The following is a 24,332-nucleotide window of genomic DNA, read 5'->3' as shown; positions in this document are numbered from 1 at the left end:
AAACGCCAAAACTCCGCGGGGAGGGGGTCGGCCTACGACTACAGGCCCTCGCCGCGGCAGCTAAGAAGGAGCAGCCCGAAACGCATGATGGCAACGACCATAACCGAGCCCGGCGGAATCACGTAGCCGGTATGTACTTCCTCTCAGCATGCAAGATGGACGGTTTCGTCCACCAACGTCCCCGCCCTTCGCTCGTTCTCGTCAATTCCACGGCGAACACGGTGACGCATTGTGCGCATGGTGCCACATTCCGTACATGGACTCCTCTGCCTCGACCCCCGTTTTCTGTACGATCATCCCGCCGCACGTCCTGGACCGGCTGGCCAGAGCCGAAGACCTGGCGCTGGCCGCGGCGGCCCGCCACACCCTGGAGCACGACGCCCGCGAGCGCACCAGGCGGCACCTGAACACCGTCCTCGGCCCCACCGCCGCCGCTGTCGTGGCCGCCGCCGCGTCCGACAAGCCGCGCCGCACGATCTACGACGCCAAGCACCACGACACGCTGCCCGGCCACAAGGTCCGCGCCGAGGGCGCGGAGCCGACCTCGGACGCCAGCGTCAACCGGGCCTACGACGCGCTCGGCGCGACCTTCGAGACGTATCTGAAGGCCTACGGCCGGCACTCGATCGACAACGCGGGCCTGCCGCTGAACGCGTCGGTGCACTACCTCAAGGGCTACAACAACGCCTTCTGGAACGGCGAGGCGATGGTCTTCGGGGACGGCGACGGCCGGATCTTCCTGGACTTCACCATCCCGCTGGACGTCATCGGCCACGAGCTGACGCACGGCGTCACCCAGTACAGCGCCAACCTGGACTACCAGGGCCAGTCCGGCGCGCTCAACGAGTCGGTCTCCGACGTCTTCGGCAGCCTGATCAAGCAGTTCGCCCTCGGCCAGACCGCCGACCAGGCCGACTGGCTGATCGGCGCGGGCCTGCTCGCCCCCGGGGTCAACGGCAAGGCACTGCGCTCGATGAAGGACCCGGGCACCGCCTACGACGACCCGCAGCTGGGCAAGGACCCGCAGCCCGCTTCGATGTCCGGCTACATCGACACCACGCAGGACAACGGCGGCGTCCACCTCAATTCCGGCATCCCCAACCGGGCCTTCTACCTGGCCGCCACCGCGATCGGCGGCCACGCCTGGGAGCAGGCGGGCCAGATCTGGTACGACACCCTCACCGGGGGCAAGCTCTCCTCGCAGGCGCAGTTCGCGGACTTCGCCGCGGTCACCGTCGCGGCGGCCGTGGCCCGCTACGGTGAGGGCGCGCAGAGCCAGGCGGTGCGCGACGGATGGACCCAGGTCGGCGTCACCCCGGCGCCCGCCGCCGGACTCCCCCGGCAGCAGCCCAGCCAGCCGCAGGAGGCGTGAGCAGCCGATGCGTATCGAGGTGACCCGCTCCGGCGGCTTCGCCGGCCTCACCAGGCATGGCGCCCTGGACACCGCGGACCGCCCCGACGCGGGCCACCTCGCCGCTCTGGCCCTCGCCGCCCTGACCCCGTCCCTCACCGAGCGCGAACCGGTCCCCGACGGCTACTCGTACACGATCAGTGTCGACGCCGCCGTCGTCCAGTGCGCGGACCCCGACCTGTCGCCGGCGCAGCGGGAGCTGATCACGGCGGTGCTGGGCGAGGGCGCGTAGGGCGCGGGAGGGCACGGCAGGGCGGCCCATCGGGAGAGGGGAACGCCGAAGGGCGGCGGGGCCTTGGAGGCCCCGCCGCCCTTTCGTTCACCCTGGGGCGGTGGCGATCAGTACGCGGAATTCACGTTGTCCATCGAACCGTAGCGGTCGGCCGCGTAATTGCAGGCGGCGGTGATGTTGGCGACCGGGTCGTAGATGTTCGACGAGGTGCCGGACACGTGGTAGCGGTCGAAGGTCGGGTTGATCACCTGGAGCAGACCCTTCGAGGGAATGCCGTTGCGGGCGTTGATGTCCCACAGGTTGATCGCCTTCGGGTTACCGCTGGACTCGCGGATGACGTTGCGGTGGATTCCCTCGTAGGTGCCGGGAATTCCCTTCGAGTGCATGATGTCGAGCGACTCGCGGATCCAGCCGTCCAGGTTGTTCGCGTACGTCTTGGTGACGGCCTTCTTCGTGGTCGCGGTGTGCGCCTTCTTCGGCGTGACGGTCTGCGCCTTCTTGGGCGTGACGGTGTGCGTCTTCTTGGGCGCGGCCACGGCGGCACGGTGGGTGGAGCGGTTGGCTGCGGCCTTCGTCGTGGACCGGTCGGCCGCGGCCTTCTTCTCCGCTGCCGTGTCGGCGGCCTTCTTCTTGGTGTCCACGGCCTTCTTCGAGGCCGCGGCCAGGTCGGTCTTCTGCTGTGCCTTCTTCTGCGCGGTGTCGTGCAGAGTGCGCTGCGACGCCATACCGGACTGCTCGCCAAGGTCCTTGACGTGCGTACCGGTGGAGACGGAGAACCCGGTCGGGTCGCCCGCCGCGGTCGCCGAGCCGGCTCCTGCGGTCGCTTCCAGCCCGGTGACCGTCAGCACGACCGCGGCTGCGGCTACTGCGCCGGCTGCCGTGATCTTGTGCTTCTTCGACATCCGGTTGAACTTCGCGAACGAGGGGAGCTTCTTCGGGATCGTGGGGAGCTGCATTAGGGGATTACCTCTTCCGTAGCGGGACCCCTGAATTGTTAGAGGGGGCGGAACGGGAGGTCAAAGACCCCGCCTACGCCTCGCATTCGTAGCGGGCGCCCGAGGTGTGGATTCCCTGTGCAATGCCGGGCCGACGGCTCACTAAGCGGCTTAGTATGTGACCTGCGCCCTATCGAGGGGATCACAAAGGGGCACCCCCTCTCTCACACGGAGTAAAAGAGGGGGTGCTTTATGTGAGCGGTTTATGTGACCCCGGTCACCGTGAAAACGGGGCAGAAACGGAGAAGCGGGGCGGAAGCGCTCCGGGGGCGGCTGCCCCTTGGGACAGGGGCGGTCAGCGGGTCGCGGGGGCCGGGGCGGGGGCGGGCTTGCCGGCCGCCGGGGCGGGGTCCGCGGCGCGGCCCTGGCGGACCAGGGCGAAGACGGCGATCGCGCCCGCGAGACCCGCGGCAGCCCCGTAGAGGGAGATGCGGTCGAGCGCGGAGGCGTACGCCGCGTGCGGGGTGCCGCCGTGCGAGGCGACGTCGCGCAGCCGGGCGGTGAAGACCGCGCCGAAGAGGGCGATACCGATGGTCATACCGAGCTGACGTGCGGTGTTCACCGCGCCGCCCGCCATGCCCGCGCGGTGCGGCGGGACCGCGTCGACGGCCGCGGAGACCAGGACGGGGGTGGTCAGGCCGACGCCGACGCCGATCACCGCGAGCCCGGCGATGACCGAGGACTGGCCGGAGGAGGCGTGGACGGTCAGCGCCAGCAGCGCGCAGCCCGCGCCGATGATGAACAGGCCGCCGCCGATCGGCACCCGTGCGGGGAAGCGGTGCATGTGCCGCCCGGCGATCGCGGCGACGACGAAGGCGGTGCCGGCCATCGGCGTCAGGGCCAGGCCGCCGCGGATCGGGCTGAGGCCGAGGACGTTCTGCAGCCAGAGGGAGAGGTAGACCAGGCCGCTGAACGCCGCGGCCTGGTAGAGCAGCGCGCCGCCGAGCAGGCCGCTGAAGCCGGGGCGGCGCAGCAGTGCCAGGTCGAGCATCGGGTGGTCGGAACGGGCCTCGACCAGGACGAAGGCGACCGCGGCGACCGCGGCCACCGCGAAGGCGGTGAGGGTCAGCGCGTCGGTCCAGCCGTCGTCGCCGCCGCGGATCAGGGCGTAGGTCAGGGCGGCGGCGGCCAGCGTGAAGGTGGTGGCGCCCGGCAGGTCGAGCCGGCCCGTACCGCGCTGCCCGGCGGCCGGCAGTGCCCGCAGGGCGATCACGATCGCGATGGCGGCCACCGGCAGGTTGACCAGGAAGATGGCCTGCCAGCCGAAGCCCTGGGTGAGCAGGCCGCCGAGGATCGGCCCCGCCGCGGCGGCGGCGCCGTTGACCGCGCCCCACACGCCGAAGGCGACCCCGCGGTCGCGGCCGTGGTAGGTCGCGGCGACCAGCGCGGCCGAGGTGGCGAACATCGCGGCCCCGCCGACGCCCTGCACGGCGCGCGCGGCGATCAGCACGGCGGAGTTCGGCGACAGCGCGGCACCCAGCGAGGCCGCCGCGAAGACGCCGAGCCCGGCGACGTAGAGCCGGCGGTGCCCGAAGAGGTCGCCGAGCGAGCCGGCGACCATCAGCAGCGCGGCGAGGGCGAGGGCGTAGCCGTCCATCACCCATTGCAGGGCGGAGAAGGGTGCGTCGAGGTCGGACGCCATGCTCGGCAGGGCGACGTTCACGATGGTGACGTCGACCAGGAGGATGAAAGCGCCCAGGCAGATCGTCACGAGGGGCAGCCATTTGCGCATGGAGGTGTACTCCGTTCGGTGGTGCGGTGGAGCGGGGTTGACGCTCTCAGGCTGCGTGACCGCGGTCATACGCCACAGCCATGGCCGCTCCGGCGGTGGAATCCGACTCCGCCTACGATGTCGGCATGGGATCCGACACCACATGGGCGCCGCTGCGCGTTCTCGACCTGCTGGACCAGCAGGTCGTGCAGGCGCTGCAACTCGACGGCCGGGCGCCCTTCCGGCGGGTCGGCGAGGTGCTGGGCGTCTCCGACCAGACGGTCGCCCGCCGCTACGCCCGGCTGCGGACGTCCGCCGGGCTGCGGGTGCTCGGGCTGACCGATCCGCTGCGGGTCGGGCTCACCCCGTGGTTCGTACGGGTCTGCTGCACCCCCGACGCCGCCGCGTCGGTCGGCGAGGCGCTGGCCCGGCGCACCGACACCCGCTGGGTGAGCCTGCTGTCGGGCGGCACCGAGATCTTCTGCCTCACCCACGCGTCCAGCCCCGGCACGGACCCCGACGCGCTGCTGCTCCAGAAGCTGCCGCGGACCCCGCGGGTGGTGCAGGTGACGGCGCACGCGCTGCTGCACGTCTTCTTCGGCCACGACCTCAGCCCGGTCAGCAGGACCGGGCCGCTGGACCCCGAGCAGCTGCGCGCCCTGCGCCCGCCCGCCGTCGAGGCGGACGGCGACCCGGTCCAGCTCAGCGACGCCGACCGGCGGCTGCTCGACGCGCTCGCCCACGACGGGCGCACCCCCGCCGCGGAACTCGCCGGGCTCACCGGCTGGTCCCCGACGACCGTACGGCGGCGGATGGCCGAGCTGCGCGCGTCCGGGGCGCTCTACTACGACCTCGACTTCGGGACCGGGGCGCTCGCGCCCGAGATGCGGGCCTCGCTGTGGCTGGAGGTCGAGCCGGCCGCCCTCGCCGAGGCGGGGCAGGCGCTGGCCGGGCACGCGGAGGTGGCGTTCGCCGCCGCGATCACGGGGACGGCGAACGTCTACGCGTCCGTGCTGTGCCGGGACCCCCGGGCGCTGTACCGCTACCTGACCGGGCCGGTGGCCGCGCTGCCGGGCCTGCGCCGGACGGAGACGGCCCCGATCCACCGCACCCTGAAGGGCCCGAGCCCCTATCTCGACCCGGCCAGGACAGGGCGCCCGGGCACGCGGGCCTGAACCCCGACCGCCCCGGGGGCGCCGGCGCAGGCCCCCCGCCCGCTACCTCCGCGCGGCCTCGTCGAGCTGCCGCGCCCACTCCGGGTACGCCGCCAGCTTCGCCTGGACCAGCGCCGCCATGCCCGCGCCGACCGCCGGGTCGGGGTCGTCGGTGAAGCGGACCGCGGACAGCCGGGTGACGTACGGCAGGATGTCGTCGTCGCCCGCGAGGTGGACCGGGTCGTACAGGTACCGCTCCAGCGCGTCGAGATCCGCCACCCCGACGCAGTAGGCGTGGCTGAAGCCTTCCGCCGGGTCGCCGAGGTCGCGCCCGACCGTGCCGTACTCCGCCGACTCCACCGACGCGGTCCGCCGCATCGCCGCCAGCACCTCGGCCTGCCGCTCCTCGCCTGCCGGCCCCGAACGCCGGAGGACGGCCCGGCGGCGCGGAACGCCGGGAAGTCAGAAGCCGAGCTTGCGGAGCTGCTTCGGGTCGCGCTGCCAGTCCTTGGCCACCTTCACGTGCAGGTCCAGGAAGACCGGGGTGCCGAGCAGCGCCTCGATCTGCTGGCGGGACTTGACGCCGACCTCCTTCAGGCGGGCGCCCTTGGGGCCGATGATGATGCCCTTCTGGCTGGGGCGCTCGATGTACAGGTTGGCGTGGATGTCGAGCAGCGGGCGGTCGGCGGAGCGGCCCTCGCGGGGCAGCATCTCCTCGACCACCACCGCGATGGAGTGCGGCAGCTCGTCGCGCACGCCTTCCAGCGCGGCCTCGCGGATCAGCTCGGCGACCATGATCTGCTCGGGCTCGTCGGTCAGGTCGCCCTCGGGGTAGAGGGCGGGACCCTCCGGGAGCAGCGGAATGAGCAGGTCGGCGAGCAGGCCGACCTGTTCGCCCGCGACCGCGGAGACCGGCACGATCTCGGCCCATTCGAAGCCGAGGTCGCGGCCGAGCTTGTCGACGGCGAGCAGCTGGTGCGCGAGGGCCTTGGAGTCGACCAGGTCGGTCTTGGTGACCACCGCGACCTTCGGCGTCCTGCGGACCCCGGCCAGCTCGCGCGCGATGAAGGTGTCGCCGGGGCCGAGCTTCTGGTCGGCGGGCAGGCAGAAGCCGATCACGTCGACCTCGGCCCAGGTGCTGCGCACCACGTCGTTGAGCCGCTCGCCGAGCAGGGTGCGCGGCTTGTGCAGCCCGGGGGTGTCGACCAGCACGAGCTGGGCGTCCGGCCGGTGCACGATGCCGCGCACGGTGTGCCGGGTCGTCTGCGGCCGGCTGGAGGTGATCGCCACCTTCTGGCCGACCAGAGCGTTCGTAAGAGTGGACTTGCCGGCGTTGGGACGACCGACGAAGCAGGCGAAGCCGGACCGGTGTGCGGGGCCGGCGGCGGAGGGGGTACGAGCGCTCATGGGCCTCATTCTCCCCGATGGCGGGGGTGGACGAGGACGGCAGGTTTCACGGCGGCCGCCGGGCCCCCCGGTGAGGGTGCCGAAACGCCCGCGCAACACGAAACACCGCGGAAACCTGCTCGCCCACGTACGGTAACGCGAGCCCGTGACGCTTCCCCTACCCGCCCGTGGAAGGGGACCCCCTCGTGCTGCTGCTGTCCGCCGACCAGACGGCTGTGAACGCCGCCGACACCGCCTGGCTGCTGGCCGCCACCGCGCTGGTACTGCTGATGACGCCGGGCCTCGCGCTCTTCTATGGCGGCATGGTCCGCAGCAAGAGCGTGCTCAACATGCTCATGATGAGCTTCGTGTCGATCGCGCTGGTCACGATGGTGTGGCTGATCGCCGGCTACACCCTCGCCTTCGGCCACGACGCCGGCGGGCTCGGCCTGATCGGAGACTTCGGGCACCTGGGCATGCACGGCATCGGCCCCACCTCGATGCACGGCCATGTCCCCACCCTGCTCTTCGCGACCTTCCAGCTGACCTTCGCGGTGATCACCGCGGCCCTGATCAGCGGGGCGGTGGCGGACCGGGCACGGTTCGGGGCGTGGGTGGTCTTCGTGGTGGTGTGGACGCTGGCCGTATACGTCCCCGTGGCGCACTGGGTCTTCGCCGACGGCGGCTGGATCGCGGCGAAACTGCACGCGCTGGACTACGCGGGCGGCACGGTCGTCGAGGTGTGCTCGGGCGCCTCGGGTCTTGCGCTGGCGATCGTGCTCGGGCCGCGGCTCGGCTTCCGCAAGGACTCGATGCGGCCGCACAATCTGCCGCTGGTGCTGCTGGGCGCGGGTCTGCTGTGGTTCGGCTGGTTCGGCTTCAACGCCGGGTCCGCGCTGGGCGCCGACGGGATGGCCGGCGCCGCCTTCCTCAACACCCAGACCGCGGGCTGCGCGGGCCTGCTGGGCTGGCTGCTGGTCGAGAAGCGCAGGGACGGGCACGCCACGACGCTGGGCGCCGCGTCCGGTTCGATCGCCGGCCTGGTCGCGATCACCCCGTCGTGCGGCAGCGTGGACGTACCCGGCGCCGCCGTGGTCGGGCTCGCCGCGGGCGTGCTGTGCTCGTACGCGGTGAGCTGGAAATTCCGCTGGGGCGTGGACGATTCGCTGGACGTGGTCGGCGTTCACCTGGTCGGCGGCATCGTCGGCACCCTGCTGATCGGGCTGCTCGCCACCGAGTCGATGACCGGCGGCCCCGAGGGCCTGTTCTACGGCGGCGGCCTCGCGCAGCTGGGCAGGCAGGCCGTCGCGGTCGCGGCGGTCGGGGCGTACGCCTTCGCCGTGACGTACGGGCTGGGCCGGGCCATCGACCGGCTGATGGGCTTCCGGGCGAGCGAGGAGCACGAAAGGACCGGCCTGGACCTCACCGTGCACGCGGAGACCGCTTACGATCACGGCGTACTCACGCACGGCATGTCCCACGGCGCCGCCGTACACGCCGGCGCGCAGGCCGCCCACGACAGGAGCCCACTGGGATGAAGCTGGTCACCGCCGTCATCAAGCCGTACAAGCTGGACGACGTGAAAACGGCCCTGCAGGAGAGGGGGGTGCACGGCATGACGGTCACCGAGGCGAGCGGCTACGGCAGGCAGCGCGGCCACACCGAGGTCTACCGCGGCGCCGAATACCGCGTCGACCTGGTCCCCAAGGCCCGCATCGAGGTCCTGGTCGAGGACGCGGACGCCGACGCGGTCATCGAAGCGCTGGTGGCCGCCGCCCGCACCGGCAAGATCGGCGACGGCAAGGTGTGGGCGGTGCCGGTGGAGACGGCGGTCCGCGTCAGGACCGGTGAACGCGGCCCGGACGCGCTGTAGCCCCCGGGGCGGCCGGCCCGGCCGACGCGCGGGTGGCCCGGGTCAGCCCGCGCTGAGGGTGCCGCGTACGGACCCGTCGGGGCCCGCCACGATCACCGGGACGGCGGCGCCGCCGAGGTCGCGGACCGCGGCGCGGCCGGCGTCGTCCGCGGCGTCGGCGGCGGTGACCACCGCGGCGGCCTCCAGCGACTCCGCGCCGCTGGCCACCGCCATCGCGACGGCGGTCTGGAGCGCGCTCAGCCGCAGCGACTCCAGCGCGACGGTGCCGGCCACGTACGTCCTGCCGGTCTCGTCCCGCACGGCGGCCCCCTCGGGCACCCCGCCCCGCGCCCTGGCGGACCGGGCCAGCGTGACGAGCTTGCGGTCTTCCGGGTCCGGCAGGTCGGTGGCCGGCTGCTGATCACTCATACGCGCGATCATAGGCGCACCGCCGGGCCCGCCTCCCCCGCCGCACCCGCCACCGGCGCCGCCGGTCACTCCGCCACGTCCAGTTGCCGCCGCACCCGGTCCCGCATGCCCGCGGCTCGCGGATCGGTGTACGCGGCGAGGCAGCCGAGGACTTCCGTCCGGAGCGCGTGCGCCGTCGCCGGATCGGCGGGTGCCAGGGCCGCCGCCAGACAGTCCAGCTCCCGTGCCCGCTGCCAGGTGTCGCCGGCCTCCCGGTGAAGAGCGACGGCCCTGCGGTGGAAGTCGACCGCCTCGGCATGCCGATCCAGCTGTACGTACGTCTGTCCCGCGCCGCGCCAGGCCAGCGCCTCACGGCTGCGGTCACCGAGGCGCCGGTGGAGCGCGGCCGAGCGCTGGTAGGAGGTCAGCGCGGCCCCGTACTGACCGGTGGCCCGCTGGACACTGCCGAGAGTGAGGAGCCAGTACCCCTCCAGGCGGTGGTTGCGCAGGCCGAGGGCGATGTCCAGGGCTTCGTCGATCGCCGCCCGGGCCGCGTCGATGTCGCCGCGCTCAAGGTGGACCTCGGCGGCGATGTTCAGGGCGTTGCCGATGCTCTGCCGATTTCCCGCAGCGCGGTGGGCGGACAGCGCCTCGTGGACAGCAGCGGCGGCTTCCTCCGGCCGGCCGGCCTCCAGGCGGGTCCTGGCCAGGTTGGACAGCGCCATCGCCGTCCGGCGCCGGTCGTCCTGCTCGCGGAAGACCGCACCTGCCTCGGCGAAGTGCTGCTCGGCGGGGCCGAGGCTCCGGGTCCGCAGCTCGATCAGCCCCATGAGGTTCAGCGACCGGGCCTCCTCGACACGGCTCCCCGCGGTCCGCGCGAGCGACAGGGCCTCCCGGTGCCGGCCCAGCGCCTCGTCCAGCCGGTTGAGCAGCCGCAGGCCGATGCCCAGATCGCTGAGCAGCCGGATCCGGGCCGCGGTCTCCTGACAGCGGACGGCGGCGGCCAGACCCGCGTGGCCGGTGTCGAGCCACTCCGCATACGAGGCCGACGGCGGCAGCGCGGCCCACAGCGCCTCGGCCAGCTGCCATGCGAGGCTGTCGAAGCCCGCCGAGGCGGCTGCGTCGACCAAGCCCCGGAAGTTCCCCTGTTCGCGTTCCGACCAGTCGACGGCACTGTCGTAGTCGGGGAAGGCCAGGGGCGGCGGCGTGGTCGGTGGTTCGTCCAGGGGTACGTGCGGCTCCGCCGGCCTGATCCGGTTCTGGGCTCTGTCGGCGGTGTGCAGATACCAGCCCAGGACGCGGCGAAGGGCGGCGCCGCGCTGCGCGGCAGGTTCCTCGGCGCGGGCCTGGTCGGTGGCGTACGCGCGGAGCAGGTCGTGGAATTGGAAGCGGTCCGGTGCGGTCTGCTCCAGCAGATGGGCGCCGACGAGGTCGTCGAGGAGCTGCCGGACACGGGCCGGCGCATGGTCGGCGAGCGCCGCAGCCGCGTGCGGCCCGAACTCGGGGCCCGGGTGCAGCCCGAGCAGCCGGAACAGCCGGGCGGCAGGCTCGGAAAGGCTGCGATAGGACCATGCGAAGACGGTGCGCACAGCCTCGGCCTCGTCGTCGCTGCCCGTGCTCAGCGCGTCCCAGAGCACCGACTCGTCACGCAGATCGGCGATGAGGTCGTCGATCCGCAGATGCGGGTGACTCGCGGCGCGTTCCGCCGCTATCCGCAGCGCGAGCGGCAACCGGGCGCAGAGCCGGGCGAGTTCTGTGAGCTTTTCCAGATCGTCCTCGGGTCGATAGCCGCTGGTGACGGCGCGGAGCAGGGCGACGGCCTCGGATTCTGGGAGGGTGCCGAGGGTCAGCCTGCGTGCTCCGTCGCGGACGGCGAGACCCGACAGGCGGCTGCGGCTGGTCACCACGACAAGGCTGTTGCCGCTGCCCGGGAGGAGCGGGCGGACCTGGCCGGCTGTCGCCGCGTTGTCGAGGAGGACGAGCATCCGGCGGTCCGCGAAGAGCGAACGGTAGAGCGCGGCGGCGGATTCCACGTCCTGCGGCACTTTGGAGCCGGGTACGCCGAGTGCGCGCAGAAAATGGCGCAAGGCGTGCTGCGCGGCGACCGGCTCTCCGGGGTCGTACCCGCGCAGGTTGACGAAGAGCTGGCCGTCCGGGAAGCGGTCCTTGACCGAGTGGGCCCAGCGCAGCACCAGCGAGGTCTTGCCGGCACCCGCCGTACCTGCCACCACGTGCACGGACACCACGGTCCCGGCGCCGTCAGGACCGGGCAGGATCGCGTTCAACTGACCGAGTTCAGCGGCCCGGTTGACGAAGCCGCGCACATCGGCGGGAAGCTGCCGCGGCGTCGGGCCGGGCCGCTCGGCGGGCTGCGGGGGATGGAAGTGGATGCCGCCGCTGACGCTTCCCGCCTGGACGACATCGCGCGATGTCCCGGAGAGGTCGTTTCGCGAACTGCCGGGACGTCCGTCGTGCTCCGGCGTACTGATCGGCCGCTCCTTCTCAGGCCGCGGGAGGCGGGGGAAGACGGAGGAGGGCGCGGGGGAAGTACGCGGTGATGTCCTCGGCTGCGGTGTACGCATCCCGGATGAAGGTCGCCCACGGGGCGACCACGGCGGGGTCGGTGAACCGGATCGCCGCCCGCGTCACACCGGTGTCGGTGTACAGGACCTGGTAGAGGACCTTTTCATCCAGGATCACCACCTCGGGCACGTGGCCGGCGGCTTCCGAGGCGGCGATCACCTCGGCGGGCATCACCCGCGTGCTGTAGCCGCACTCCGCACGCAGGTGCAGCCAGTGCAGCTCCCATTGCACGTACGGCGTCAGCGGCTCCTCGATCACGCGCAGCCGGCGGAAACTGTGACCGTGCTTCTCGTCGTCCTGCGCGGCCTCGCGTACCGAGGTGCGTTCCGCCTCGAAAAGACGCAGCGCCTCGGACCAGTCGCCCCGGCGGAGGGCGTCGCGGCGAGGGTTCGCCTCCTCGAAGTGCTGGAGCCGTTCGAGCTTCCACGACTCGCCGTCACGGATCACCGCACGGCGGGCCCGGAAGTCGCGACGGTAGTCGGGAAGCGCGAGCCTCTCGCCGTCCTCCGCCCGGAGCGCGGGGGCGCGCAGCTCACTCATCGGGGATGTCCGCCTTCGCCGCGCTGAGCATGTTGCCGGGGATGACGACCAGGCGCTCGCCGGAGCCGAGAGCGACGCCCTCCGGGAGCCGGGTCGCATACGCCGAGGTGAGGTCACGTCCGATCACGGCGACATCACCGTTGCTCAACCGCCAGATGTCCGGGCAGTCCTCTTCACCGTCCGAGTTACCTGTCGCGGCGGCCGACTTGCCCAGGCGGCACACGAACGACGCCGAGGGGTCCGCTTCCCAACGCTCGGCCATGGCCGCTCCCGTTCCTCCCTGCGTCACAGAAAGTACCCGCTCATACTACTCGGCGTGTTCGGATCTGACGGGAGGCCGGAATCGGCCATGGGTGGGCCGGGGGGACGGTCAGCGGCGGGTGGCGGCGTAGTCGAGGAAGGACGACCACTCGGTCGGGGTGAAGGCGAGGTGGGGGCCGTGGGGGTCCTTGGAGTCGCGGACGTGGATCGTGCCCGGGCAGGCGGCGACCTCGACGCAGCTGTCGCCCTGGGAGCCGCTGTAGCTGGACTTCTGCCAGGAGACGGCGACTTCGACGCAGTCGCCTTCGCTGCCGCTGCTGTAGCTGCTCTTGAACCAGACCAGGTCGGACGTGCTCATAGCGCTCCTCGCATGCGCTCCAGCAGGGCCGCCGAATGCCCGACGAGGACTTCGTCGAGCGGGCCGAGCCGGTGCTCGAACGGCACACGGGCGGTGAGGAGGTCACCCGGGAACTGCTGGATCACCTGCTGGAGTTGATCGGCCGGCAGTGGAACGTCGAGATCCAGATCATGCCGCTGCGGCAGCCCGTGCAGGCTGATCCCCTTGTGCTCGCGCAGCGCGTGCACCACCGCGCCGAACGTCCGCAGACTGTCGGAGGTTTCGGGCTCGCCGCCCGTACCCCCCGTACCGTTCGTCCCATCGACCATCCCGGCCACCTCTCTCACGGGGGCACGGATCGTGCCTCATTCACGTGAGACCAGCGTCACAGCAGATCGCCAGTACCGTCCACACTTCGCGTACGTACGCTGACGCAGCGTACGTAGTAGCGGGGTGTTCAAGGGGCTCCGGGGCGGCCCGCGTCACGACTCCGGGCGGTCGATCACGCGCAGCCACGTACCGTCCGGCTGGCGGCGGGCGACCTGGACGCGGCCGCCGGTGCCGTCCTTCGGGGCGGTCGAGGTGAGGGCCAGGTCGCCGCTGACCAGGGTCGGCAGCGGGTCCTCGACCTCGAAGACCGGCTTGGCGGCGAGCAGCCCCGCGTACAGCTCGCGCAGGGCGGCGGCGCCCTGCGAGGGGCGGTCGGCGGGGTAGGCGACGACGGCGTCGGGTTCGAAGAGTTCGAGGATGCCGTCGAGGTCGCGGGCATTGACGCGGGCGACCAGCAGGCGGGCGATGTCCTCGGGGTGCCGGGCGCGTTCACGGGTGTCGGTCATGGTCGGGCTCCCTCGGTTTCGCTTCGGGTCTTACGCCTTCCAGCCTGGCGCCGACGCGATCAGAAGTCCAAGGACTGCTTCTGCTGCGAACCAGAAGCCCTGCTCATACCTCGTCCTCCGCCGGGGAGGGCCCCTCGTGCGGCGCCGCCTCCGCCGCGTCCAGCGGCTCGACCAGCACCGTGCCGATCCGGTTGCGGCGGCCCGCCTGCGTCTCGGCGGTCAACCGCAGCGCCACCGTGGGGCGTTCGCCCGAACCGTCCTCGGGCAGCGGCACCACGGCCGTCGCGCCCGGGATCGGCACCCGGCCGAGCGACTTGGCCAGCAGGCCGCCGACCGTCTCGACGTCGTCGTCGTCCAGGAGAACCCCGTACAGCTCCCCGAGGTCGCCGATGTCGAGGCGGGCGGTGACCCGGTAGCGGTCGTCGCCCAGCTCCTCCACCGGCGGGGTCTCCCGGTCGTACTCGTCGGTGATCTCGCCGACGATCTCCTCCAGGATGTCCTCGATGGTGACGATGCCCGCGGTGCCGCCGTATTCGTCCACCACGACCGCGACATGGTTGCGGTCGCGCTGCATCTCCCGCAGCAGGTCCCCGGCGTTCTTGGTGTCGGGCACGAAGGCGGCGGGCCGGATCAGCGTGGAGACCAGGTCGCTCTCCGCCTCCCGGTTGATGTGGGTGCGGCGGGCCAGGTCCTTGAGGTAGACGAAGCCGACGACGTCGTCCTCGCTCTCGCCCGTCACCGGGATGCGCGAGAAGCCGCTGCGCAGCGCCAGCGTGGTGGCCTGGCGGATCGTCTTGAAGCGCTCGATCATCACCAGCTCGGGCCGCGGCACCATCACCTCGCGGACGATGGTGTCGCCCAGCTCGAAGACCGAGTGCACCATCCGGCGCTCGTCGTCCTCGATCAGCGACTCGGACTCGGCGAGGTCCACCATCGCCCGCAGCTCCGCCTCGCTCGCGAACGGGCCGCGCTTGAAGCCCTTCCCCGGCGTCAGCGCGTTGCCGAGCAGGATCAGCAGCCCGGGGACCGGACCCATCACCCGGGCCAGCGGCAGCAGGACGTACGAGGCGGCCGTCGCCGTGTTCATCGGGTGCTGGCGGCCGATGGTGCGCGGCGAGACGCCCACGGCGACGTACGACACCAGGACCATCACGCCGATCGCGACGAGCAGCACCTGCCACGTACGGTCGAAATTCCGGGTGCAGACCACGGTGATCAGCACGGCGGCCGAGGTCTCGCAGGCGACCCTGACCAGCAGGGCGACATTGAGGTAGCGGGTCGGGTCGGACGCGACCGCCAGCAGGTTCGCGGCGCCCTTGCGCCCCGAGCGCAGCGCGTCCTCGGCACGGAAGCGGGAGGTCCTGGCGATGCCGGCCTCGGCGCACGCGGCCAGCCAGGCCACGATGACAAGCAGGACTGCGGAGACGATCATGCGGTGCGCGCCGCCGTCAGTGGGTGGTGGGCGCGGGCGAGGGCCCCTCGATGCCGCGTTCGGCCCGCCATCCGTCCAGGATGGCCTTCTGGAGGCCGAACATCTCGGCCTTCTCGTCCGCCTCCTCGTGGTCGTACCCGAGCAGGTGGAGGACGCCGTGCACGGTGAGCAGTTGCAGCTCCTCGTCCATGGAGTGGCCGGTCGGCGCCTCCTCCCCCTGCCGCTTGGCGACCTCGGGGCACAGCACGATGTCACCGAGCAGGCCCTGCGCGGGCTCCTCGTCCTCCTTGCCGGGACGCAGCTCGTCCATCGGGAAGGACATGACATCGGTGGGGCCCGGCAGGTCCATCCACTGCACGTGCAGCTGCTCCATGGCGTCGGCGTCCACGACGATCACCGACAGCTCGGACAGCGGATGGATGCGCATGCGCTGGAGCGCGTAGCGGGCGGCGTCGAGGACCGCCTGCTCGTCGATCTCCCAGCCGGACTCGTTGTTGACGTCGATCGCCATGATGATGTGGTCGGTTACTTTCTCTTGGTCCGTGCGCTGTTGGCGCTGCTGCCGCGATGGACGCCTGCGGCTTTGGCGGCGCCGGTGCCGTTGGGTGCACCGCTGCCGCCGCTGCCGCCGGCTTCTTCTTCGGCGACCGCGCTGTCGTACCGCTCGTAGGCGTCCACGATGCGTCCGACCAGCTTATGGCGCACCACGTCGGTGCTGGTGAGCCGGGAGAAGTGGACGTCCTCGACATCGGCGAGGATGTCCTGCACCTGCCGCAGTCCGCTCTTGGTGCCGCGCGGCAGGTCCACCTGGGTGACGTCACCGGTGATGACGATCTTGGAGTCGAACCCGAGCCTGGTCAGGAACATCTTCATCTGCTCGGCGCTGGTGTTCTGCGCCTCGTCCAGGATGATGAAGGCGTCGTTAAGCGTGCGACCACGCATATATGCGAGGGGCGCTACCTCGATGGTGCCGGCCGCCATCAGGCGGGGGATCGAGTCCGGGTCGAGCATGTCGTGCAGGGCGTCGTAGAGCGGGCGCAGATACGGGTCGATCTTCTCGTACAGGGTGCCGGGCAGGAAGCCGAGGCGTTCGCCGGCCTCGACCGCGGGGCGGGTCAGGATGATGCGGTTGACCTGCTTGGACTGCAGGGCCTGCACGGCCTTGGCCATTGCCAGGTAGGTCTTGCCCGTACCGGCCGGGCCGATGCCGAAGACGATGGTGTGGCGGTCGATCGCGTCCACGTAGCGCTTCTGGTTGAGCGTCTTGGGGCGGATCGTGCGGCCGCGGCTGGACAGGATGTTCTGCGTGAGCACCTGGGCGGGTGTCTCGGCGTCCTGGTCGGCGGCGCTGCCGTTGGCCCGCAGCATGGCGATGGAGCGCTCGACGGCGTCCTCGGTCATGGGCTGGCCGGTGCGCAGCACCAGCATCATCTCGTCGAAGAGCCGCTGGACCAGCGCGACCTCGTCGGCGTCGCCGACCGCGCTGATCTCATTGCCCCGTACATGGATGTCGACGGCCGGGAACGCCTGCTCGATCACGCGGAGCAGAGCGTCGCCTGAGCCCAGGACGGTCACCATGGGGTGCTTGGCCGGTACGACGAAGTGGGCGCGCGCCTGCGGCGGCTGCGGCTGCTGCTTTGTCGGTGTCTGAGTCATGGGCCGGCGCTAAGGCCTGCTCATCCCGCTTTCTGCTGATCGAGGACCCCGATCGGGTTCTGGGTTACCAAGCCTACGACGTGGGCCGTCGGCCGCCGAGGGGATTTGCGGTTGTCGACGCCGCCGGCGCCAGCCGTACGCGCGCCCGTCACGCCCGGCGGAAGCCGATCGTGGGCACCGCCCGGGGCAGCGGCCAGCGGCGGGGGGCCGGCGGGATCAGCGCGTCCAGGAAGGCGTACCGGCGCAGCGCCTCCGCCGGGGTGCCCGGCTCGGCCTTGGCCCGCGTCCACCACGCGGCGACCTCGGTCCAGCCGGGCGCGGACAGCGAGCCGCCGAATTCCTGGACGGACAGCGCCGCGCACAGCGAGCCGAAGGCGAGCCGGTCGGTGAGCGGCCAGCCGGCCAGGGTGCCGGTGACGAAGCCGGCCACGAAGACGTCCCCGGCCCCCGTCGGGTCCAGGGCGTCCACGATCAGGGCGGGCACCTCGGCGGTCTCGCCGCTGCCGGAGTCCACGGCGACCGCGCCCTCCGCTCCGAGGGTGACCACGGCCAGCGGGACCAGCTCGGCGAGCCTGCGGGCGGCGGCGGCCGGGGTGGCGGTGCGGGTGTACCGCATGGCCTCCTCCGCATTGGGCAGGAAGGCGGCGCAGTGCCGGAGCCCTTCGAGGTCGGCCGGGTCCCAGCGGCCGGTGTCGTCCCAGCCGACGTCGGCGAAGACCTGCGTGCCGTTCGCCGCGGCCTGGGCGATCCACTCGCGGTCGGGGTCGGGCGCGGGCTCCTCGTCGGAGGCCCGGTCGCGCTGGCCGAGCGAGGCGACGGCGGCCCGGGCGGGCGGCGGGCAGGCGTGCACGGCCTCCTCGGGCGGCGGCGCCCGGTGGCCGTGGCTGACCATGGTGCGCTCCTCGTCGTAGGCCATCGACACGGTGACCGGGGAGTGCCAGCCGGGGATGCGGCGGGAGGGGCCGAGGTCGATGCCCTCGCCGGCCGCGAGGCTCTCCCAGCAGTAGTCGCCGTACATGTCGTCGCCGAAGGCCGCCGCCAAGGTGGTGTGCAGGCCGAGCCGGGCGAGCGCCGTCGCCATGTTCGCCACCCCGCCGGGGCTCGAACCCATGCCGCGGGCCCAGGACTCGGTGCCGCGCACGGGCGCGCTGTCGAGACCGGTGAAGATGATGTCGAGGAACACGGTGCCGGTGAGATAGACATCGGTCGCCGGGTCCCCCGCGGCGCGCACCGCGCCGAGCGGGTCGAGAACGGGCTGGTCGTCCATGGAACACACTGTGCACGACGGCACTGACAGTGACGAGGAATCTCGGGACGGAGTACGGGTGAAGCTCACGATTCTCGGTGGCGGCGGCTTCCGGGTGCCGCTGGTGCACCGGGCGCTGGCCGGCGACCCCGCGATCACCGAGGTGGTGCTGCACGACCAGGACCCGCGGCGGCTGCGGGTGATGGCGGCGGTGCTGGCGCAGTCGGGCGCGAGCGGCCCCGCGGTGCGGCTCGCGGACGGCCTGGACGACGCGGTGCGGGGCGCGGACTTCGTCTTCTCGGCGATCCGGGTCGGCGGTACTGCGGGCCGGGTGCGCGACGAGCGGCTGCCGCTGGCCGAGGGGGTGCTCGGGCAGGAGACGGTGGGCGCGGGCGGCGTCCTCTACGGGCTGCGGACACTGCCGGTCGCGGTGGAGATCGCCGAGCGGGTACGGGCGCTGGCGCCGTCCGCCTGGGTGATCAACTTCACCAATCCGGCGGGCATGGTGACCGAGGCGATGTCGCGGGTGCTGGGGCCGCGGGTGATCGGCATCTGCGACTCGCCGGTGGGCCTGGTGCGGCGGGCGGCGCGGGCGGCGGGCGCCGACCCGGACGCGCCGGACTTCGGCTACGACTACGTGGGCCTGAACCACCTCGGCTGGCTGCGCCGGCTGACCGTGGCGGGGCGCGACCTGCTGCCGGGCCTGCTGGCGGACCCGGCGGCGCTGGGCACCTTCGAGGAGGGGCGGCTGTTCGGCGCGGAGTGGCTGGCGGCGCTCGGCTCGCTGCCGAACGAGTACCTGCACTACTACTACTTCCGCCGCGAGACGCTGGCCGCGGTCAGGGCCGCGGACAGCACCCGGGGGGAATACCTCGACGGGCAGCAGGGCGCGTTCTTCGCGGCGGCGGACCAGGAGCCGTCCCGGGCGTACGAGCTGTGGGAGGGCGCCAGGCGGGAGCGGGAGGAGACGTACGGCGCCGACAGCAGGGCGGCGAGCGGCGGTTGGCAGCGCGACCCGCACGACCTGGACGGCGGCGGCTACGACCGGGTGGCGCTCGCGCTGATGCGGGCGATCGCGCGGGACGAGCGGACCGTACTGATCCTCAATGTGCCCTCCGGCGGGGCGCTGCCGTTCCTCGACGCCGACGCGGTGGTGGAAGTGCCGTGCGAGGTGGGGGCGTTCGGGGCGCGTCCGGTGCCGGCGGCGGCGCCGGACGAGCACCAGGCGGGGCTGATGCTGGGCGTCAAGGCGGTGGAGCGGGCGGCGATCGAGGCGGCGGCGACGGGCTCGCGGCGGGCCGCGCTGCGGGCGCTGGCGCTGCATCCGCTGGTGGATTCGCCCGCGGCGGCCTCCAGAATCCTCGACGCGGTCGGCTGGTAGCCGCGTTGGCCCCACCTGTCCGTCCCGTACCATCCGTCCATCGGGTGACGTTTCGGCGAACTCTCGCGAAACGCCAGGGAAACACCTTCTGACCTGCGATGTGACGATACGCGCGTAGACCTTGCTTGACCTGCCCGGATCGGGGGGTCTAACTTTCGCCGCACCAACCAGCGTTGAAGGAGCACCGTCATGTCCCGTGCCCGTCTGTCCCGCCGCTCGCTGGCACTGGCCGCCGCCGCGGCCACCCTGGGCGCCACCTTCTACGGCGTCGGCGCCGCCACCGCGGACAACTCGGTGCCGCGCAGCGACAAGCAGATCCCCAACCTCACCAACGTGGTCAACGACATCAAGGCCTACTACGGCGACACCGTCGACGCGTCGGGCGAGCACTTCGCGTCGGCGGACAGCAGCTACGCCCACCAGCTGGCCGGCATCGAGGCCAAGGCCAAGTCCGACCTCGCGCACGCGCTCCAGCACGGCCACGGCAAGCACGACAGCCACGGCAAGAAGCCCGCGATCGTGCTGGACGTCGACGACACCAGCGTGCTGACGTACAACTACGAACTCGAGGTGGGCTTCAACTACACCCCGGCCAGCAACCAGGCCTACCTGGACACCAAGAACATGCCGGCCGTCTTCGGCATGGACAGCCTCGCCAACTGGGCGGCCGGCCAGGGCGTCACGGTCTTCTGGATCACCGGCCGCCCGGAGGCCCAGCGCGCCGACACCGTACGCAACCTGAACGCGGTCGGCTACAAGGCCGCGCCCGACACCTCGCACCTCTACCTGAAGAACAGCGCGAACCCGCCGGCGTACCTGAGCTGCGGCTCGACCTGTACGACCATCGAGTACAAGTCCGGCACCCGGGCGCACATCGAGTCGCTGGGCTACGACATCATCGGCAACTTCGGCGACCAGTACAGCGACCTGTCCGGCGGTTACGCGGACAAGTCCTTCAAGCTGCCGAACCCGATGTACTTCCTGCCGTAACCGCGAGGCAGCACCCGTCGGGGTCCCGGGCTCAGCGGCGGCCGGGCACCGGGACCCGCGTCAGATCCGCGGCAATGGTCAGGCCGCCGGTGAAGCCCGCGGCCCTGGCCTGCTCCTCGAAGCCCGCGGGGTCCTGGTAGCGCTGCGAGAAGTGCGTCAGCACCAGGTGGCGTACGCCCGCGTCGCGGGCCGCCGCCGCGGCCTGGCCCGCGGTCAGATGGCCGTACTCCTCGGCAAGTGCCGCGTCCTGGTCCTGGAAGGTCGACTCGATCACCAGCAGGTCGCAGCCGTCGGCCAGTTCCGGCACCGCGTCGCAGAGCCGGGTGTCCATGACGAAGGCGAAGCGCTGGCCCCGGCGCGGCTCGCTCACCTCGGCAAGGGTGACGCCGTTCAGTACGCCCTCGCGCTGGAGGCGGCCGACATCGGGTCCCGCGATGCCGTGCTCGGCCAGCAGGGCGGGCAGCATCCGGCGCCGGTCGGGTTCGGTGAGCCGGTAGCCGTACGACTCGACCGGGTGCGACAGCCGGCGCGCCTCCAGGGTGAAGTCCTCCGTCACGGCCAGCACCCCGTCGCCGGTGACCGGCTGCTCGCGCAGGGAGACGGTCTCGCGGTAGGCGGTGGCGTGACGGAGCCGGTCGAAGTAGCGCTGCCCGCTCGCCGGGTAGTGGGCGGTGACCGGGTGCGGCACCCGGTCGAGGTTGATCCGCTGGATCACCCCGGCAAGGCCGAGGGAATGGTCGCCGTGGAAATGTGTGACGCAGATCCTGGTGAGGTCGTGCGCGGCGACCCCGGCGTGCAGCATCTGGCGCTGGCTGCCCTCGCCGGGGTCGAAGAGGATCCCCTCGCCGTCCCAGCGCAGTACATAGCCGTTGTGGTTGCGCTGCCGGGTCGGCACCTGGCTCGCGGTGCCGAGGACGACGAGTTCGCGTGCGGACATCGGTGGGCGGCGGCGGGGCCGCCTCAGACCAGCCGCTGGAGGTCGCGGCCGCCCAGCACATGGGCGTGGGCGTGGAAGACGGTCTGGCCGGCGCCGGGGCCGGTGTTGAAGACGATCCGGTAGCCGGTGCCGTCGACCTTCTCCTGGGCCGCCACCTCGCCGGCCTCCCTCAGCACGTCCGCGGTCGCGCCGGGGTCGCCGGCCGCCAGCGCGGCGGCGTCCGGGTAGTGCACCCGGGGGATGACCAGGACGTGGGTCGGCGCCTGCGGGTTGATGTCCCGGAAGGCCAGCGTGGTCGCGGTCTCGCGGACGACGGTCGCGGGGATCTCGCCCGCGACGATCTTGCAGAACAGGCAGTCGGCCTGGGGCTCTCCCGCCATGGCGGGGCTCCCTTCTCGGGGGCGTACGGGGCTTCGCATCGTACCGGCCCGCGCCGGGCGGAAGATCCGCGGCCCGACGTGCCGTGGCAGTGACGGAAGGTGACCGCCGGGGCGGCGGTGAGCCGGGGTGCCGGACGGCCGGGTGAGCCGCGGCGGCCCGCGGGCGGCCCGGCGGCGTACCGGACATATGTGTTCATGCCAGGGCGTCTCATGTGGCGACCTGGGACATGCACCGTTTGTGCGCCGCCGCCACAATTGCGGCGACCCAGCGCTCCTCGCGGAAGGACGAGCGCGGGTCCTCGGCTCTGTCCTGGAGCAGCCGCCACAGATCCGCCCTGGTCCAGGCGGCGAAACGGCGGTGGGCGGTGGCGGGTGAGACATCGAAGGGGGGCGGCAGCTGCCGCCATGGACACTCGGCCATCAGCACGTAGACGACCGCGGTGAAGACCTTGCGCTCATCCAGCGGCGCCGTGCCGCCACCCTGGCGGCGGCAGCTGAAGACCGGAAGCAGCGACTCGACCAGCTCCCACAATTCGTCGGTCACCAATCGCTGAGCGAGATCAAACCCCATGCGACACCGCTAAAACATTGTTCCCACTAAACACAACCACGTGAGACACCTTCCCCGTGTACGACTCCCCCGCATTCCGGGACTGTGCGCCGACTATGACACCGGCTCCGGCCTTCCGTCCACGGATCCCGGATCATCACGGAACGCATTACGCGGCTTTCCCCAATGCGTATTGATCTTGAGCCGAAGAGGTCCGTGTACGTTCCGTTCACCCGTTGACACGCTTCCGTGTTCCATGCAAATCTGTCGGGGCCGGAGACGGAGCGAAGGATGCCGTTTCCGAAAGGGACCGGCGAACGCACCATCATCCAATGGCCAGCGCATTCCCTTTTCTTTCCCAGACGCCCGGGTAATCCCGGGCCGCCGCCGAATTGTCGGACGGCGAAGTGCACCGCCCTGAGAGAAGGAGTTCGCCATGAAGAAGATCACCGTTCGCAAGGCCGGCACCGTCCGTCTGACCTCGGCCGCCGCCTCGGCCTATTGCTGCGGCGCCAGCTGAGTCACCGGCCCGGGCCGCCCCGCACAGGGGACGGCCCGGGCCGAGCCCGTACGGCCCGGCCCGCACGGCCCCGCGTCCCCGTACAGCCCCACGTCCCACGTCCGTACAGCGCGACCGCACGCCCCCCGCAGCAGCCCGCGACCCGTACCAGTGAGGCAGATATGGCAACGGTTTCCCCGGATCTCGACCGGCCGGTGCGGCTGCACCCGCTGACCTATCTGGAGGAGGGCGACGAAGTCACCGTCGGCCGCGCCGACATCGACTCCTACGGGCTCTTCCCGGTCGACGGCGCCGCCCTGCTGCGGAGGCTGGAGGCCGGCGACTCCCCCAACACCGCCGCCCGCTGGTACACCGAGACGTACGGCGAGCAGGTGGACGTCGCGGAATTCCTGGAAGTCCTGGAGGAGCTGGAACTGCTGGTCAAGGACGGCGAGGAGGCGGCGGAGGCGGCCGGCCCGGTGCGCTGGCAGCGCCTGGGGCGCGCGGTCTTCTCACCCGCCGCCTGGGTCGCCTACGGCCTGCTGGTGGCCGCCGCGGTGGCCGCCGCGATCCGCACCCCCGCCCTGGTGCCGCGCTATCAGCACCTGTTCTTCACCCACTCCTCGCTGGTGGTGCTCACCCTCGGCATCGTGCTGGGCCAGGTGCCGTGGATCCTCGCGCACGAGGCCTTCCACGCCCTCGCGGGCCGCCGGCTCGGCCTGCACTCCACCCTGTCGATCGGCCGCCGCTTCTATTACGTCGTCTTCGTGACCGCGCTGGACGGACTGGTGGCGGTGCCCCGCCGCAAGCGCTACCTGCCGATGCTGGCCGGCATGCTGCTGGACGTCCTGGTGATCTGCGGCCTGACCCTCGGGGCGGCGGGACTGCACGGCTCCACCGGGGCCGCGGGAGTGGTCTACCGGCTGCTGCTGTCCATGGCCTTCGCCGTGGTGCTGCGGCTGGCCTGGCAGTTCTACTTCTTCCTGCGCACCGACCTGTACTACCTGGCGATCACCGTACTGGGCTGCAACGACCTCCAGACCGTGGCCCGCCAGCAGCTCCGCAACCGCTTCGTCCGGCTGATCCGGCGGCCCGAGCGGGCGGTGGAGGAGTCCGGCTGGACCGACCGGGACCGCGAGGTCGCCCGCTGGTATTCCTGGCTGATGGTCGCCGGCTACGCCTTTTTGACCACCACGCTGCTGACCGCCGTCATTCCGACCGGCATCAAGGTGACGCGAATGGCGGTGCACAAACTCCACGCGAACCTGTCGCCGGCCAATGTCACCGATGTGGTCGTCTTCCTGATCCTCAATTTCGGCGAACTGTTCCTGGCCGGCTATCTGGCCGCCCGCAGTTGGCGGCGCAGGACCAGGACCGCCGCCGCGCCCGCGGCGTCGCCCGCGCAGACCGCCTGACCCTTCCGGGGCCGCCGCACCGCGCCGCCGACCCGGCCGGCCCGCCCGCCCGACGGTCCCGCCCGTCGCCTTGCCACGCCCTCGCGTGCCCCCGCACCACGCAACCCCACGATCGACGGCACCGGCCGCAGGCTCGCGAC

At 72.0% G+C, this 24,332-nt stretch carries 24 protein-coding genes and 3 pseudogenes; 9 read left to right on the top strand and 18 right to left on the bottom strand.

All coding sequences use genetic code 11. The annotated features are described in order from the left end of the window. Nucleotides 1-256 precede the first annotated feature (256 nt). Together OHA86_RS26450 and OHA86_RS26445 are read left to right on the top strand one after the other, a co-directional pair. Nucleotides 257-1,372, top strand: coding sequence for a M4 family metallopeptidase (locus OHA86_RS26450; protein ID WP_329179101.1), 1,116 nt, complete (start codon nt 257-259; stop codon nt 1,370-1,372). Nucleotides 1,373-1,379: 7 nt separating this feature from the next. Further along, complete coding sequence (locus tag OHA86_RS26445; protein ID WP_329179100.1) at nt 1,380-1,643, top strand: protealysin inhibitor emfourin; 264 nt, start codon at nt 1,380-1,382, stop codon at nt 1,641-1,643. A 107-nt stretch (nt 1,644-1,750) separates the two neighbouring features. On the opposite strand, the gene OHA86_RS26440 is transcribed toward OHA86_RS26445, so the two are convergent. Together OHA86_RS26440 and OHA86_RS26435 are read right to left on the bottom strand one after the other, a co-directional pair. Further along, a complete protein-coding gene (locus OHA86_RS26440) occupies nt 1,751-2,599 on the bottom strand; it encodes a transglycosylase SLT domain-containing protein (RefSeq protein ID WP_329179098.1) in 849 nt (282 codons plus the stop codon). Nucleotides 2,600-2,933: 334 nt separating this feature from the next. Beyond that, on the bottom strand, nt 2,934-4,370 hold the full coding sequence (locus OHA86_RS26435) for an MFS transporter (protein WP_329179096.1): 1,437 nt from the start codon (nt 4,368-4,370) through the stop codon (nt 2,934-2,936). A gap of 125 nt (nt 4,371-4,495) precedes the next feature. Between OHA86_RS26435 and OHA86_RS26430 the strand changes: the two genes are divergently transcribed. Beyond that, nucleotides 4,496-5,524 (top strand): Lrp/AsnC family transcriptional regulator, encoded by a 1,029-nt coding sequence (locus tag OHA86_RS26430; protein WP_329179094.1) that lies wholly within the window; start codon nt 4,496-4,498, stop codon nt 5,522-5,524. 42 nt (nt 5,525-5,566) lie between these two features. On the opposite strand, the pseudogene OHA86_RS26425 reads toward OHA86_RS26430, so the two are convergent. Further along, nucleotides 5,567-5,908, bottom strand: a pseudogene (locus OHA86_RS26425) (Dabb family protein); the annotation flags it as partial. A 57-nt stretch (nt 5,909-5,965) separates the two neighbouring features. Then, on the bottom strand, nt 5,966-6,919 hold the full coding sequence (gene era, locus OHA86_RS26420) for a GTPase Era (protein ID WP_443071895.1): 954 nt from the start codon (nt 6,917-6,919) through the stop codon (nt 5,966-5,968). Between the two features lie 158 nt (nt 6,920-7,077). Here era and OHA86_RS26415 point away from each other — a divergent pair, with 158 nt between their 5' ends. Both OHA86_RS26415 and OHA86_RS26410 read left to right on the top strand, forming a co-directional pair. Next, complete coding sequence (locus tag OHA86_RS26415) at nt 7,078-8,427, top strand: ammonium transporter (protein ID WP_329179090.1); 1,350 nt, start codon at nt 7,078-7,080, stop codon at nt 8,425-8,427. Next, nucleotides 8,424-8,762: a P-II family nitrogen regulator gene (locus OHA86_RS26410; protein WP_329179088.1), complete on the top strand. Its 339-nt coding sequence runs from the start codon at nt 8,424-8,426 to the stop codon at nt 8,760-8,762. Before OHA86_RS26415 ends, OHA86_RS26410 begins: the two co-directional genes overlap by 4 nt. Before the next feature lie 42 nt (nt 8,763-8,804). Here the strand turns inward: OHA86_RS26410 and OHA86_RS26405 are convergent, their stop codons facing one another. From OHA86_RS26405 to OHA86_RS26385, 5 genes are all read right to left on the bottom strand, one after another. After that, entirely contained in the window at nt 8,805-9,182 is a 378-nt protein-coding gene (locus OHA86_RS26405; RefSeq protein ID WP_329179086.1) for a cytidine deaminase, read from the bottom strand. Nucleotides 9,183-9,235: 53 nt separating this feature from the next. After that, on the bottom strand, nt 9,236-11,134 hold the full coding sequence (locus OHA86_RS26400; protein ID WP_443072022.1) for a tetratricopeptide repeat protein: 1,899 nt from the start codon (nt 11,132-11,134) through the stop codon (nt 9,236-9,238). Nucleotides 11,135-11,651: 517 nt separating this feature from the next. Next, nucleotides 11,652-12,272, bottom strand: a complete 621-nt coding sequence (locus tag OHA86_RS26395; protein WP_329179082.1) for a DUF6879 family protein — start codon at nt 12,270-12,272, stop codon at nt 11,652-11,654. Continuing rightward, nucleotides 12,265-12,534, bottom strand: coding sequence for a hypothetical protein (locus OHA86_RS26390; protein ID WP_329179080.1), 270 nt, complete (start codon nt 12,532-12,534; stop codon nt 12,265-12,267). Before OHA86_RS26390 ends, OHA86_RS26395 begins: the two co-directional genes overlap by 8 nt. 108 nt (nt 12,535-12,642) lie before the next feature. Then, nucleotides 12,643-12,891 carry a DUF397 domain-containing protein gene (locus tag OHA86_RS26385; protein WP_329179078.1) on the bottom strand — a complete coding sequence of 83 codons (249 nt, stop codon included), beginning with the start codon at nt 12,889-12,891 and terminating at the stop codon, nt 12,643-12,645. Nucleotides 12,892-12,926: 35 nt separating this feature from the next. Here OHA86_RS26385 and OHA86_RS36145 point away from each other — a divergent pair. After that, nucleotides 12,927-13,028, top strand: a pseudogene (locus OHA86_RS36145) (hypothetical protein); the annotation flags it as partial. A gap of 57 nt (nt 13,029-13,085) precedes the next feature. On the opposite strand, the pseudogene OHA86_RS26375 reads toward OHA86_RS36145, so the two are convergent. The 6 genes and pseudogenes from OHA86_RS26375 to OHA86_RS26350 all read right to left on the bottom strand — a co-directional run. Beyond that, nucleotides 13,086-13,199: pseudogene (locus tag OHA86_RS26375) on the bottom strand (transcriptional regulator); the annotation flags it as partial. 153 nt (nt 13,200-13,352) lie between these two features. Beyond that, nucleotides 13,353-13,706, bottom strand: a complete 354-nt coding sequence (locus OHA86_RS26370) for a YybH family protein (protein ID WP_329179076.1) — start codon at nt 13,704-13,706, stop codon at nt 13,353-13,355. 103 nt (nt 13,707-13,809) lie between these two features. After that, the gene (locus OHA86_RS26365) at nt 13,810-15,138 is read right to left on the bottom strand and encodes a hemolysin family protein (RefSeq protein ID WP_329179073.1); all 1,329 of its coding nucleotides are present in this window, start codon (nt 15,136-15,138) and stop codon (nt 13,810-13,812) included. A 16-nt stretch (nt 15,139-15,154) separates the two neighbouring features. Next, entirely contained in the window at nt 15,155-15,649 is a 495-nt protein-coding gene (gene ybeY / locus OHA86_RS26360) for an rRNA maturation RNase YbeY (RefSeq protein ID WP_329179072.1), read from the bottom strand. A 14-nt stretch (nt 15,650-15,663) separates the two neighbouring features. Further along, a complete protein-coding gene (locus OHA86_RS26355) occupies nt 15,664-16,794 on the bottom strand; it encodes a PhoH family protein (RefSeq protein ID WP_329179070.1) in 1,131 nt (376 codons plus the stop codon). A 148-nt stretch (nt 16,795-16,942) separates the two neighbouring features. Further along, nucleotides 16,943-18,061, bottom strand: coding sequence for a PfkB family carbohydrate kinase (locus tag OHA86_RS26350; RefSeq protein WP_329179068.1), 1,119 nt, complete (start codon nt 18,059-18,061; stop codon nt 16,943-16,945). A 58-nt stretch (nt 18,062-18,119) separates the two neighbouring features. Here OHA86_RS26350 and OHA86_RS26345 point away from each other — a divergent pair, with 58 nt between their 5' ends. Both OHA86_RS26345 and OHA86_RS26340 read left to right on the top strand, forming a co-directional pair. After that, a complete protein-coding gene (locus OHA86_RS26345) occupies nt 18,120-19,421 on the top strand; it encodes a family 4 glycosyl hydrolase (protein ID WP_443071894.1) in 1,302 nt (433 codons plus the stop codon). Nucleotides 19,422-19,610: 189 nt separating this feature from the next. After that, nucleotides 19,611-20,411, top strand: a complete 801-nt coding sequence (locus OHA86_RS26340) for an HAD family acid phosphatase (RefSeq protein WP_329179064.1) — start codon at nt 19,611-19,613, stop codon at nt 20,409-20,411. Nucleotides 20,412-20,442: 31 nt separating this feature from the next. Here the strand turns inward: OHA86_RS26340 and OHA86_RS26335 are convergent, their stop codons facing one another. The 3 genes from OHA86_RS26335 to OHA86_RS26325 all read right to left on the bottom strand — a co-directional run bounded on the left by OHA86_RS26335 (nt 20,443) and on the right by OHA86_RS26325 (nt 22,272). Then, nucleotides 20,443-21,348, bottom strand: a complete 906-nt coding sequence (locus tag OHA86_RS26335; RefSeq protein WP_329179062.1) for a ribonuclease Z — start codon at nt 21,346-21,348, stop codon at nt 20,443-20,445. A 23-nt stretch (nt 21,349-21,371) separates the two neighbouring features. Further along, nucleotides 21,372-21,728 carry a histidine triad nucleotide-binding protein gene (locus OHA86_RS26330; protein WP_329179061.1) on the bottom strand — a complete coding sequence of 119 codons (357 nt, stop codon included), beginning with the start codon at nt 21,726-21,728 and terminating at the stop codon, nt 21,372-21,374. Between the two features lie 208 nt (nt 21,729-21,936). Further along, a complete protein-coding gene (locus OHA86_RS26325; RefSeq protein ID WP_329179059.1) occupies nt 21,937-22,272 on the bottom strand; it encodes a transposase in 336 nt (111 codons plus the stop codon). Between the two features lie 687 nt (nt 22,273-22,959). On the opposite strand from OHA86_RS26325, the gene OHA86_RS26320 reads away from it, so the two are divergent. Continuing rightward, nucleotides 22,960-24,192: a hypothetical protein gene (locus OHA86_RS26320; protein WP_329179057.1), complete on the top strand. Its 1,233-nt coding sequence runs from the start codon at nt 22,960-22,962 to the stop codon at nt 24,190-24,192. Nucleotides 24,193-24,332: the final 140 nt, after the last annotated feature.

The organism is Streptomyces sp. NBC_01477, assembly GCF_036227245.1.
Classification (GTDB): Bacteria; Actinomycetota; Actinomycetes; order Streptomycetales; family Streptomycetaceae; genus Actinacidiphila.
The sequence above is the reverse complement of the archived record's forward strand: the minus strand, read 5'-3'. Positions and strand labels throughout refer to the sequence as shown.

What these genes read in the sequence shown, in the direction of transcription:
- OHA86_RS26450 (WP_329179101.1), top strand. Translation starts at nt 257, where the DNA reads ATGGACTCCTCTGCCTCGACCCCCGTTTTCTGTACGATCATCCCGCCG.
- OHA86_RS26445 (WP_329179100.1), top strand. Translation starts at nt 1,380, where the DNA reads ATGCGTATCGAGGTGACCCGCTCCGGCGGCTTCGCCGGCCTCACCAGG.
- OHA86_RS26440 (WP_329179098.1), bottom strand. Translation starts at nt 2,599, where the DNA reads ATGCAGCTCCCCACGATCCCGAAGAAGCTCCCCTCGTTCGCGAAGTTC.
- OHA86_RS26435 (WP_329179096.1), bottom strand. Translation starts at nt 4,370, where the DNA reads ATGCGCAAATGGCTGCCCCTCGTGACGATCTGCCTGGGCGCTTTCATC.
- OHA86_RS26430 (WP_329179094.1), top strand. Translation starts at nt 4,496, where the DNA reads ATGGGATCCGACACCACATGGGCGCCGCTGCGCGTTCTCGACCTGCTG.
- era (WP_443071895.1), bottom strand. Translation starts at nt 6,919, where the DNA reads ATGAGGCCCATGAGCGCTCGTACCCCCTCCGCCGCCGGCCCCGCACAC.
- OHA86_RS26410 (WP_329179088.1), top strand. Translation starts at nt 8,424, where the DNA reads ATGAAGCTGGTCACCGCCGTCATCAAGCCGTACAAGCTGGACGACGTG.
- OHA86_RS26405 (WP_329179086.1), bottom strand. Translation starts at nt 9,182, where the DNA reads ATGATCGCGCGTATGAGTGATCAGCAGCCGGCCACCGACCTGCCGGAC.
- OHA86_RS26400 (WP_443072022.1), bottom strand. Translation starts at nt 11,134, where the DNA reads ATGCTCGTCCTCCTCGACAACGCGGCGACAGCCGGCCAGGTCCGCCCG.
- OHA86_RS26395 (WP_329179082.1), bottom strand. Translation starts at nt 12,272, where the DNA reads ATGAGTGAGCTGCGCGCCCCCGCGCTCCGGGCGGAGGACGGCGAGAGG.
- OHA86_RS26390 (WP_329179080.1), bottom strand. Translation starts at nt 12,534, where the DNA reads ATGGCCGAGCGTTGGGAAGCGGACCCCTCGGCGTCGTTCGTGTGCCGC.
- OHA86_RS26385 (WP_329179078.1), bottom strand. Translation starts at nt 12,891, where the DNA reads ATGAGCACGTCCGACCTGGTCTGGTTCAAGAGCAGCTACAGCAGCGGC.
- OHA86_RS26370 (WP_329179076.1), bottom strand. Translation starts at nt 13,706, where the DNA reads ATGACCGACACCCGTGAACGCGCCCGGCACCCCGAGGACATCGCCCGC.
- OHA86_RS26365 (WP_329179073.1), bottom strand. Translation starts at nt 15,138, where the DNA reads ATGATCGTCTCCGCAGTCCTGCTTGTCATCGTGGCCTGGCTGGCCGCG.
- ybeY (WP_329179072.1), bottom strand. Translation starts at nt 15,649, where the DNA reads ATGGCGATCGACGTCAACAACGAGTCCGGCTGGGAGATCGACGAGCAG.
- OHA86_RS26355 (WP_329179070.1), bottom strand. Translation starts at nt 16,794, where the DNA reads ATGACTCAGACACCGACAAAGCAGCAGCCGCAGCCGCCGCAGGCGCGC.
- OHA86_RS26350 (WP_329179068.1), bottom strand. Translation starts at nt 18,061, where the DNA reads ATGGACGACCAGCCCGTTCTCGACCCGCTCGGCGCGGTGCGCGCCGCG.
- OHA86_RS26340 (WP_329179064.1), top strand. Translation starts at nt 19,611, where the DNA reads ATGTCCCGTGCCCGTCTGTCCCGCCGCTCGCTGGCACTGGCCGCCGCC.
- OHA86_RS26335 (WP_329179062.1), bottom strand. Translation starts at nt 21,348, where the DNA reads ATGTCCGCACGCGAACTCGTCGTCCTCGGCACCGCGAGCCAGGTGCCG.
- OHA86_RS26330 (WP_329179061.1), bottom strand. Translation starts at nt 21,728, where the DNA reads ATGGCGGGAGAGCCCCAGGCCGACTGCCTGTTCTGCAAGATCGTCGCG.
- OHA86_RS26320 (WP_329179057.1), top strand. Translation starts at nt 22,960, where the DNA reads ATGGCAACGGTTTCCCCGGATCTCGACCGGCCGGTGCGGCTGCACCCG.